A 10,351-nucleotide genomic window follows, 5' to 3' on the forward strand; every position below is an offset into this window, starting at 1 on the left:
CCTCGTCTCCGTGTCCGTCCCCGCCCCCGCTCCCGCCCGGACCGTGAACGCCGCGGTGCGGACGACTCCGTCGTGCTTGAAGTCCAGGAACAGCCGGTAGCTGCCGGCGCTGGGTGCGGTGGCCGCGAACGAGACCGTCGGGCCGGGCCCGGTCCTGCCGTCGCCGGGTTCCCCGCCCGGGTGGACGTGCAGGTAGGCGAGGTCTCCGGAGCGCAGGGCCACCAGGTGGCCGTAGGCGCCGAGGTAGGGCTGGAGGTCGGTGACCGGTTCGCCGTCGCGGGAGACGGTCAGGTCCAGTTCGCTCCCCCGCCCCGGCCGCAGTGTCCCGTCCAGCCGGACCTCGTAGCCGTCCACGCGGGCCGTGTCGCGGGGTGCGGGCAGCCGCTGCGGCCGGTAGGGGCCGGAGGCGGCGAGATCCGCGCCGAGGGTGAGGTTCCCGGCGCCCTCCTCCGCCGGGGTGAAGTCGGCGAAGACCCGGTAGCCGCCCGCCTCCGGCAGGTCGACCGGGGCGCTCCAGGTGCCGTCGGCGGCCCGTGCGGGGTGCAGGTGGCGGTAGGTGAGCAGGTCGCGTGAGGCCACGATGAGATGGAGTTCCTTGTCGTGTTCGCGCCGGTACTCGGTGACCGCCCGCCCCCTCTCGTCCCGGACGGTGAAGCGCAGGTCGGTCCGGCGGCCGGCCTCGACCCGCGGGGTGCCCAGGTCGAGGGTGTAGCCGTTCTCGGAGATCTGCAGGCCGCCCGCCGGGGTGGTCCCGTGGCCGTCCCCCTCCTGTGGCGCGGCTGTCCCGGGGGTGTGCCGGTCGTCGTGCGCGGGGGCCGACGCGCCGTCCTCGGCGACCGGGTCCAGGCTCTGGCCGACGCCGTACGCGGCGCCGAACGTCGCGGCCAGGGCCGCGGCGAATGCGGTGATCTTCAGTCCGGTCTGCATGGCCGTCTCCTCGGGAACAGTGCGTCCGGCCCGGCCCGGGGCCGGTGTCCACACGTCTCACCATACCCCCGGGGGGTACTGATGCAAGGTTCGACACCCCTTCGGATCGCATACGGTTGGGGGGTATGCCCGGGCTGCGGATCCCCCCTGGACGCAGGCGCCTTGTCGCGGAGGCCGACCGGGTCGGCCCGGCACCCGGTCGGCCGGGCCGGCAAGACCGGCGGAGGGGGCGCAGACCTGAGGGCCGCGGCACGCGGCTCGCGGACCGGATCTCCGCGGCCTCCGTGTCGGCGGTGGTCACGCCGCCCCCGGGCGCGCCCGGGGGCGGGCGGCGCACCGGGAACCCGCCGGGCGCGGTCGCCGGGCACGGCGACAGGGGTGCGCGAACGCACGGGGCTGACCACGCGTACCGTGGGCACCTGGTGATTCCCGGTCCGCGGTGCGGGTGCGCCCAGCGGGCCCCGGACACGCGGCCCCTGCCGCACCACACCACCGCGGGAGAGACGAATGAGCGAGCCGACCACCACCGACCAGGGCGGAGCCCGCCCGCTCACGGCGCCCGTACCCCCTGCCGACGGCCTCCGCCGGGTGCTGTCCTCCGTCCTCAGCGATCTCAGATCCGTCGACGGCGCCCTGTACGCGGCGGTGGCCGCCACCCCCACCCCCACCCTGGACCGGGCGCTGCGCCGCCTCTCGCACGCCGCCGACCACTCGAAGATCTCGTTCACCCTCGCCGGTGCCCTGGCCCTGGGCGGGTCGCGGTCGCGCCGGGCCGCCCTCGTCGGGGTCGGGGCGATAGCGGTGGCGTCGGCCTCGGCCAACATCCTCGGCAAGCGCCTCGTCCGCAGGGACCGGCCGGACCGGGAGGCCGCCCGGGTGACCGTGGACCGGCACGTCCCGATGCCGACATCGGCCTCCTTCCCGTCGGGGCACACCGCGTCGGCGGTCGCCTTCGCCACCGCCGTCGGCACGGTCCTGCCCGCCGCCTCCGTCCCGCTCGGCGCACTGGCCGGCGCGGTCGGCTACTCGCGCATCCACACGGGCGTGCACTACCCGGGCGACGTCGCCGCCGGCGCGGTGCTCGGCATCGCGAGCGCGGCCACCGCCCTCGCCGTGGCCTCGGCCCGCCTCCCCCACTCCTACGGGAACTCGGGGCCCGCGCGGGGTCGGTGACCGGTGTGCGGGCCGGGGGCCGGCGCGGAGGGTCCGGCCGTTCGGTTCACTCGTACGGCCCGCGGGATCCGAAAGCCCCGGTACCGGCGCGGGGACCGCGGGGGCGCGCTCGGCGTCGCTCCGCGCGGGCGCTCACGCGTGCTCCCTCGGGGCCCAGTCGGGGTGACCGCCGTGCATGGCCGCGTGGAAGGGGTCGCCGGCCACGATCTCGCCGGCCGTCACCGGGCGGCCGGTGAACGCGGACTTGTACAGGGCGGCGGCGAACTCGAGGGTGGCCCGGGCCTCCCGGCCGCTGCCCGGCGGCCGGACCCCGGTGTCGCAGGCGTCGAGGAGGGCGCCGAGCTGCGCCGCGTGCGAGCTGGGTACGTCGTGCGGCGGGGGGCGCCAGGCGGCGGCGCGTGCGGCGGGGACGTGCCGCGCCGGGGTGTAGGACCAGTCGTCGTTGCGGTGTCCGTACAGGTGGGTGAGCTCGACCGTGGCGTCGGCGCAGTCCACGCGGACGCGGCTCACCTCGTCCGGCGAGAGCACGCTGTTGACGACGGTGGCGAGGGCGCCGCCGCGGAAGCGGACCAGGGCGGTGGAGACGTCCTCGCTCTCGGTGTCGTGGACGAGCCGGCCCGCCATGGCCCGTATCTCCTCCCACGGGCCGAGGAGGTGCAGCAGCAGGTCGTACTGGTGGATCCCGTGCCCCATCGTCGGCCCGCCGCCCTCGGTGGCCCACCGCCCGCGCCAGGGGACGGCGTAGTACGCGGCGTCCCGGTGCCAGGTGGTCTGGCAGTGCGCGACCAGCGGGGTGCCCAGCGCACCGCTCGCGATCAGTTCCCGGGCGTGGACGGAGCCCGACCCGTAGCGGTGCTGGAGGATCACGGAGGCGTACGCGCCCGACGCGTCCTCCGCCGCCGCGATCTCGTCGTACTCGGCGAGCGACAGGCACAGCGGCTTCTCGCACAGCACCCAGGCGCCGGCCCGGAGCGAGGCCACCGTCTGCTCCCGGTGCAGCGACGGCGGCGTTCCGATCAGCACCAGGTCGGGGCGTACGGCGTCGAGCATCCCCTCCACCGAGGTGTACCCGGCGACCTGCCCGCCGGCCAGTCCGCGGAAGGCGTCGAGCCTGTCCGGGTCCACGTCGACGGCGGCCACGAGTTCGGTGCGGTCGGCGTGGGCCCGCAGCGCCGGCAGATGGCCGTCGACGACGACGGCGCCGGTGCCCACGACGGCGACGCGGCGGCGGACGGGGGGCAGGGGCATCGGCACTCCTCCGGACGGTCGGCGGGCCCACGCCGACGGGCTCGCGGAGAGTCCTCGCCGAACTTTCAGAAAGCGCTTGCACCCGCTGCTCGACCCTAGGTCCGGGGACGGGCCGGAACAACCCCGCGCGGTGGGCGGGTTCACTTCGCACGAGGTCCCGTAGGGGGCGGTCCGTGCTTCTGCGCCTGCGCCCCGCCACTTCACCGGAACGCGTCGGCTTGTCCCCCGGCGTGCGGTTCGGCCTGCGGTCCGGGCTTCCACCGGGCCCCCCGGCCGGGCCGGTCCTTCGGCGGCCCCAGGAACCGGTAGCGGCGTTCCGGCCGCCCCGCCGCCCCGTACCGCAGGGAGACCTCGGCCCTGCCCACGGTGTGGAAGTGCTCCAGGTAGCGGCGTGCGCTGACCCTGGAGACGCCGGTGAGGGCGGCGCACTCGGTGGCCGACAGCGTGCCGTCGGCCTCGCGCAGGACGCGTTCGACGAGTTCGGCGGTCTCCACGCTCATGCCCTTGGGCAGCGCCGGTGCCGCGGCCACCGGCGCCGGTGCTCCGGCCAGGACCCGGTCGACGTCGGCCTGGCCCCGCACGACCGCGCCGAGCAGCCGGCCGCGCCGGACGGCGTAACGCTCCAGCCGCGCCCGCAGGTCCTCGGACTCGAACGGTTTCAACAGGTAGTCGACGACTCCCTGCCGGACCGCGCCGCGCACCGCGTCGGCCTCCCGCGCGGCGCTGATGACCATCACGTCGCAGTCGTGACCGGCGCTGCGCAGCCGGGGAATCACGTCGAGGCCGAACAGGTCCGGCAGATACAGGTCGAGCAGGACCAGATCGGGACGGAGTCCGTCCACCGCGGCGACCGCCTGTTCGCCCGTGCTCGCGACGCCGACGACCCGGAATCCCTCGACGCGTTCGACGAAGGCACGGTGCACCCGGGCCACCATGAAGTCGTCGTCGACCACGAGCACGTCGATCGCGTCGGCGCGCGCGGACCCTGTGTGCTCGCCGTATGTGCTGGTCATCGGCCGGCTCCTTCCGCCACCGCGTCGGCGAGGTGGCTGACGGTCATGCGGGCGGTGAACATCGCCCCCTCCGGGGTGTTGGTCACCGAGATCTCACCGCCGTGACGTTCGCAGACGAGACGGGTGAGCGCCAGGCCGATACCGCGCTCGCCCTCCTGGGCGGCCTTGGTGGTGAAGCCGTGCTGGAAGACCTCACGGGCCAGCTCGGGGGCGACACCGGGACCGGAGTCGCGGACGACGATCTCCACGCTGGCGGCGTCCTGGCGCAGCTCGACCTCGACCCAGGCCTCGTACCCGTCGCCCTCCGGCCCTGACCCTGCGCCGGGACCGCCCGCGGGGGCTGCCGCCGCGTCCACCGCGTTGTCCACGAGGTTGCCCACGACCGTCGCCACATCGGCGGCGTCCTCGGGGGAGAGCCGGTCCAGGGCGGTGCGGTCGGAGATGCGCAGGCTCACCCTGCGTTCGGCGGCGAGCGAGGCCTTCGCCGTCAGCAGAGCGGCGAGGGCGGTGTCCCGCACCCGTCGACTCAGCGTGACGTCGAGGGACTGGCGGCGTCGGCTCAGGGCCCGGATGTAGCGCACGACCTCGTCCTGTTCACCGATCTGGATGAGGCCGGAGATCGTGTGCAGTTGGTTGGCGAACTCGTGGGCCTGGGCGCGCAGCAGTTCGGAGGAACTGCGGAAGGACCCGATCTCCCTTTCCAGCCGGGCGAGTTCGGTACGGTCCCGCAGGGTGGTGACCGAGCCGAGAGGGCGTCCGTCCTTGGTGACGGTCATCCGGTTCATCACCAGTACCCGGCCGTTGCGGACGACGACCTCGTCACGTCGCCGGCCCGCCTCGTGCGACGGCCGGGCGTCCGCCCGGGGCCGCGCCCGGCCGGCCTCCGGGGCCTGCGACCGGTCGCCGCCCCGTCCCCGCGGCCGCTCGCCCGCCCGGCACGGCGGCCGGCCCCCCGCCGTGCGCTGCGTCCCGGTGAGCACGTCCCGCAGCCGCCCGTCGACACCGAGGGCGTCCAGGCTCCGGCCCACACAGTCCTCCGGCAGTGCCAGCAGACGGCGGCCCGTCTCGTTGACGAGGGTGAGCCGGTGCTGCGGGTCGAGGGCGATCACGCCCTCGGCGATGCCGTACAGCATGGCTTCACGGTGTTCGGCGAGTCCCGCGATCTCGCGCGGCTCGAGGCCGAGGCTCTGCCGCTTGACGCGTCGCGCGAGCAGCCAGGAGCCGGCCACCCCGAGCCCGCTGGCGACGCCCAGGTAGGTCAGCAGGTACGAGGAGGCGCCACTGAGCCGTTGCCACACCGTCGGGTCGGCCGCGCCGATCATCACCGTGCCGAGGTGGTGCCCCAGATTGCCCTGGTTCGCACCGAGGACCGGCACCTGGGCGACCCGTTCACGGCTGCCGTCGAGCGTCAGCGGGCCCGACCAGCCGCGACCGTGCACGGCGCCGTCGCCCGGGGGCAGCCGGTCGCCGATCACCGTGGGGTTCGTGGAGGCGACGATCCGGCCGTCCGGGCCGGCCACGGTCACCGAGGTGACTCCGGACTGGGTCTGGGTGGAGTTCACCAGCGCGGCCAGGGCCTCTCCGGGCACCGGCCGCACCAGTCTGCTGCGCACCAGGGGGTTCGCGGCCAGCTGTTCGGCGAGCGCGCCGACCCGGCGGCCCTCGACCCGGTTGAAGGTCGCCTCCGACTGCGCCAGGGAGACCGCGGCGACCGCCAGCAGCACCATGACGACGATGGCGAGCTGGAGCACCAGCATCTCGCCCGCGAGGGTCTGACGGCGGAAGGTGACGGCCACGACGTACTCGATCCCTCCTGTCGGCGGCCCCGCCGGCCGACGGGCTCTCCTCGCCGACGGACCCTCCGGCCGGCGATGCACCCGTGCCCCGGCGGCACTACGGGGTGCGGCGCGGGTGACGGGCGCCCCATCATGGCGCCCGCCCGCGCCTCCCGGGAAGGGAGGTACGCGGGTGAACGTGCGGAGGCGGACGGCGGAGCGCCCGGCGACGCGCCGGCCCGGCGATCCTCCGGGGCGCCGGGCCGCCGGGCCGCTGACGCAATGACCAGAACCTCCGTTGGTTCCGCAAGCGAGACAGCCGGGAGACGCGCGTGCACCATGTGGCGCACGTCATTCATCCCGCAGGGCTCTGTGTGACCTCCGGACAATCGACCGACAGGTGGTGGCATTCGTGCGCCTGCGCACCCCCCTCGCCCTGCTCGGGGCCGCCGTGCTGGTACTCGTGGGTCCACCGTTGCTCACGACCGGCAGCGGCACCGGGACCGGCACGCACGTCCCGGGCCTGCGCTTCATGGTTCCCAACACGCCCGGCGGGGGCTACGACATCACGGCCCGCACGGCCGCGAAGAACGCCGAGGACGCCGGACTCACCCACGGCATCGAGGTGTTCAACCTTCCCGGCGCCGGTGGCACCGTCGGTCTCAGCAGGCTGGTGAGCGAGCACGGCAACGGCAGGCTCGCCATGTCGATGGGCCTCGGCGTCGTCGGTGCCGTCCGGTCCAACGGTGCGCCGAAGACCCTCGCCGACACCACCCCCGTCGCCCGGCTCACCGAGGAGCAGGACGTCGTCGTGGTCGCCAGGAACTCCCCGTACAGGACGATCGACGACCTGATCGGCGCCTGGAAGGAGAACCCCGGCAAGGTGCCGGTGGGCGGCGGTTCCGCGCCCGGCGGACCCGACCACCTCGCGCCGATGCTGATGGCGCGTGCCGCCGGGATCGCCCCGAAGCAGGTGAACTACATCCCGTTCGACGGCGGCGGCGAACTGCTCGCCTCGATCCTCGGCGACAAGGTCGGGTTCGGCGTGTCCGGCGTGGGCGAGTACCTCGACCAGATCAGAGCGGGCGAGCTGCGCCTGCTCGCGGTCACCGGACCGGAGCGGGTCCCCGGGCTGGACGCGCCCACGCTGCAGGAGGCGGGGTACGACGTGAACTTCACCAACTGGCGGGGCATCGTGGCCCCTCCCGGCCTGACCGACACCGAGCGCGACCAACTCATCTCGTTGTTCGAGGAGTTGCACGACTCGGACGAATGGCGCGCGTCCTTGAAGCAGAACGGCTGGGACGACGCCTTCCTGACCGGTGAGGAGTTCGGCGACTTCCTGGACGCCGAGGACGAGCGCGTGGTGTCCGTCCTGAAGGAGCTCGGGCTGTGACGACACCGACCACCGGCCTGCCCCCCGAACCCGCCGGACGGCGCTCCTGGCTGCGCGACCACTCGGAACTCGGAGTGTGCGTCATGCTGCTGGTGCTCGGCGCGCTCGTCCTGACCGATGCCCTCACCATGGACGTCGACCTCACCCAGCGCGGCCCCGTCGGGCCCAGGACGGTACCCGTCGTGGTCGGCGCCGGACTCCTCGTCGTGGCCGTCCTGCTCGCGGTGGACGTCGTGCGCGGCGGGCGGGGCCGGGCCGAGACCGGCGAGGACGTCGACCTGTCCGAACCCGCCGACTGGCGCACGGTGCTGCTGCTCACCGGGGTGTTCCTCGGTTCGGCCGTCCTCATCGAACCACTCGGTTTCCCCGTCTCCGGCGCGCTGCTCTTCTGGGGGGCGGCCTTCGCCCTCGGCAGCCGCAGATTCGACCGCGACCCGCTGATCGCCGCGACCGTCTCCCTCGTCGCCCACACCGTGTTCGACAACCTGCTCGGAGTACCGCTGCCCGGCGGTCCGCTGATGGGAGTGCTGTGACGTGAACGCCCTCACCTCCCTTCTGGACGGCTTCGGGACCGCCCTGACCCCGATCAACCTGCTGTGGGCCGCGATCGGTGTGCTGCTGGGCACCGCGATCGGTGTACTGCCCGGCATCGGCCCGGCGATGGCGGTGGCGTTGCTGCTGCCGGTGACGTACGGCCTCGAACCGATCGGCGCGTTCATCATGTTCGCGGGGATCTACTACGGCGCGATGTTCGGCGGTTCGACCACCTCGATCCTGCTGAACACACCGGGGGAGAGCGCCGCCGTGGTCGCGGCCATGGAGGGCAACCCCATGGCCAAGTCGGGCCGTGGCGCGCAGGCGCTGGCGGCCGCCGCGATCGGTCACTTCGCGGGCGGCATGGTCGGCACGGTCCTGCTGGTCGCGCTGGCGCCGGCGGTCGCCGGACTCGCCGTGGACATCGGCGCTCCGGACTACTTCGCCATCATGGTGCTGGCGTTCATCGCCGTGACGTCGGTCCTGGGTTCGTCGCGGATCCGGGGGCTGGCCTCGCTGCTGATCGGCCTGACGATCGGTCTGGTGGGCCTGGACCGGATGACCGGCCAGCAGCGGCTGACCTTCGGCTCCCTCCAACTGGCCGACGGAATCGACGTGGTGATCGTCGCGGTGGGTCTGTTCGCCATCGGTGAGGCGCTATGGGTCGCCGCGCATCTGCGGCGCGGGCCGCCCGAGCCGATTCCGGTGGGCCTGCCGTGGCTGAGCCGCGGCGATGTGCGGCGCACCTGGAAGTCCTGGGCGCGCGGCCCGTTCATCGGTTTCCCGTTCGGCGCGATCCCGGCGGGTGGCGCGGAGATCCCGACCTTCCTGTCGTACGTCACGGAGAAACGGCTGTCCAGGCACCAGGAGGAGTGGGGCAAGGGCGCCATCGAGGGCGTGGCGGGGCCGGAGTCGGCGGCGTCCGCCTCGGCGGCCGGCACCCTGGTGACCATGCTGACCCTGGGGCTGCCGACCACCGCGGTCGCGGCGGTGATGCTGGCGGCCTTCCAGCAGTACGGCATTCAGCCGGGCCCGCTGCTCTTCGAACGGGAGCCCGACCTGGTGTGGGGACTCATCGCCTCGCTGTTCGTCGGCATGGTGCTGCTGCTCGCCCTCAACCTGCCCCTGGCGCCGGTGTGGGCGAAGCTGTTGCGCATCCCGCGGCCGTACCTCTACGCCGGGATCCTGTTCTTCGCGTCGATCGGCGCGTACGCGGTCGGCGGCGAGGTGATCGATCTGGTGATCCTGCTGATCATCGGCCTGATCGGTTTCGGTATGCGGCGGTACGGCCTGCCGGTCCTGCCCGCCATCGTCGCCGTCATCCTCGGCCCAGCCGCCGAGCAACAGCTCCGCCGCGCGCTGCAGATCAGTGACGGCAGCGTGTCGGGCCTGGTCGGCACGCCCTTCTCGGTCACCGTGTACGCGGTCATCGTGCTGCTGCTGGCCTGGCCGCTGCTGAAGAAGGCCGTGACCCGCCGGCGCGCCGAGCACTGATCCCGGCCGCGAAGTTCTTCCCGAGGGCCTGCCGTGGGCGTGGCGCACATATGCGCCACGCCCATGAGGCGTACGGAAACCGGGAGGGATCAACCGTAGGGCGCCCGAGGGTGCGGCCACACACACCATGGGCCGGCCGTAGGGACACCACCGCACCCGACGCCCCTCACCTCCCCCCCCCTCTTGACGCGTAACTGACAAGAGTGGCTTGATGTCTTTATGGGAGCGCTCCCACGCCCCCCAGGGAAGGGAACACCATGCGCGTCATCGACCACTTGCCGTTACGGGCTCTCCTCGTACTGACCGCTCTGCTCCTCCCGCTCGGCCTCGCCCTCACTCCCCCCTTCGTCCCCCGCGCGGCCGCCGCTCCGGACGCCGCCCCCGTCCGCGTCATGCCGCTGGGCGACTCGATCACCGGTTCACCGGGGTGCTGGCGGGCCCTGCTGTGGAACCGCCTGCTGGACGCCGGCCACACGGACGTCGACTTCGTCGGCACCCTGCCCGGCCAGGGGTGCGGTATGGCGTACGACGGCGACAACGAGGGGCACGGCGGTGAGCTGGTGACCCGGCTGGCCGACCAGGACCTCCTGCCCGGACGGCTGGCGGCGACTCGGCCGGATATCGTTGTCATGCACTTCGGGACGAACGACGTCTGGAGCGGCGTCTCCCCCGACCGCGTCCTCGCCGCCTACACCAAGCTGGTGGCACAGATGCGGGCGGCCGACCCGGACACCCGTCTCCTGGTCGCCCAGATCATCCCGATGAACCCCACCGGCTGCACCGGCTGCGCC

General features: G+C 73.8%; 9 protein-coding genes. 5 read left to right on the plus strand and 4 right to left on the minus strand.

The window, feature by feature from the left end:
* A partial coding sequence (locus AOK18_RS05550) for a hypothetical protein (protein ID WP_055693579.1) occupies positions 1 to 927 on the minus strand: 927 nt, incomplete at its 3' end.
* 507 nt (positions 928 to 1,434) lie between these two features.
* On the opposite strand from AOK18_RS05550, the gene AOK18_RS05555 reads away from it, so the two are divergent.
* Positions 1,435 to 2,100 (plus strand): phosphatase PAP2 family protein, encoded by a 666-nt coding sequence (locus AOK18_RS05555; RefSeq protein WP_055572523.1) that lies wholly within the window; start codon positions 1,435 to 1,437, stop codon positions 2,098 to 2,100.
* Between the two features lie 132 nt (positions 2,101 to 2,232).
* Here AOK18_RS05555 and AOK18_RS05560 read toward each other — a convergent pair whose 3' ends face one another.
* The 3 genes from AOK18_RS05560 to AOK18_RS05570 all read right to left on the minus strand — a co-directional run bounded on the left by AOK18_RS05560 (position 2,233) and on the right by AOK18_RS05570 (position 6,157).
* Positions 2,233 to 3,348, minus strand: a complete 1,116-nt coding sequence (locus AOK18_RS05560; RefSeq protein ID WP_055693580.1) for a Gfo/Idh/MocA family protein — start codon at positions 3,346 to 3,348, stop codon at positions 2,233 to 2,235.
* Positions 3,349 to 3,548: 200 nt separating this feature from the next.
* Positions 3,549 to 4,361 carry a response regulator gene (locus AOK18_RS05565; protein ID WP_055693581.1) on the minus strand — a complete coding sequence of 271 codons (813 nt, stop codon included), beginning with the start codon at positions 4,359 to 4,361 and terminating at the stop codon, positions 3,549 to 3,551.
* Positions 4,358 to 6,157, minus strand: coding sequence for a sensor histidine kinase (locus tag AOK18_RS05570; RefSeq protein WP_055693582.1), 1,800 nt, complete (start codon positions 6,155 to 6,157; stop codon positions 4,358 to 4,360). Before AOK18_RS05570 ends, AOK18_RS05565 begins: the two co-directional genes overlap by 4 nt.
* Before the next feature lie 391 nt (positions 6,158 to 6,548).
* Here AOK18_RS05570 and AOK18_RS05575 point away from each other — a divergent pair, with 391 nt between their 5' ends.
* The 4 genes from AOK18_RS05575 to AOK18_RS05590 all read left to right on the plus strand — a co-directional run.
* On the plus strand, positions 6,549 to 7,532 hold the full coding sequence (locus AOK18_RS05575; protein WP_055693585.1) for a Bug family tripartite tricarboxylate transporter substrate binding protein: 984 nt from the start codon (positions 6,549 to 6,551) through the stop codon (positions 7,530 to 7,532).
* Entirely contained in the window at positions 7,529 to 8,065 is a 537-nt protein-coding gene (locus tag AOK18_RS05580) for a tripartite tricarboxylate transporter TctB family protein (protein ID WP_055693583.1), read from the plus strand. The genes AOK18_RS05575 and AOK18_RS05580 overlap by 4 nt, the downstream gene beginning before the upstream one ends.
* Before the next feature lies 1 nt (position 8,066).
* Complete coding sequence (locus tag AOK18_RS05585) at positions 8,067 to 9,560, plus strand: tripartite tricarboxylate transporter permease (RefSeq protein WP_055693584.1); 1,494 nt, start codon at positions 8,067 to 8,069, stop codon at positions 9,558 to 9,560.
* Between the two features lie 257 nt (positions 9,561 to 9,817).
* A partial coding sequence (locus AOK18_RS05590) for a GDSL-type esterase/lipase family protein (RefSeq protein ID WP_240503074.1) occupies positions 9,818 to 10,351 on the plus strand: 534 nt, incomplete at its 3' end.

Origin of the sequence: Streptomyces prasinopilosus, from assembly GCF_001419695.1 — a bacterium.
GTDB lineage: Bacteria > Actinomycetota > Actinomycetes > Streptomycetales > Streptomycetaceae > Streptomyces > Streptomyces prasinopilosus.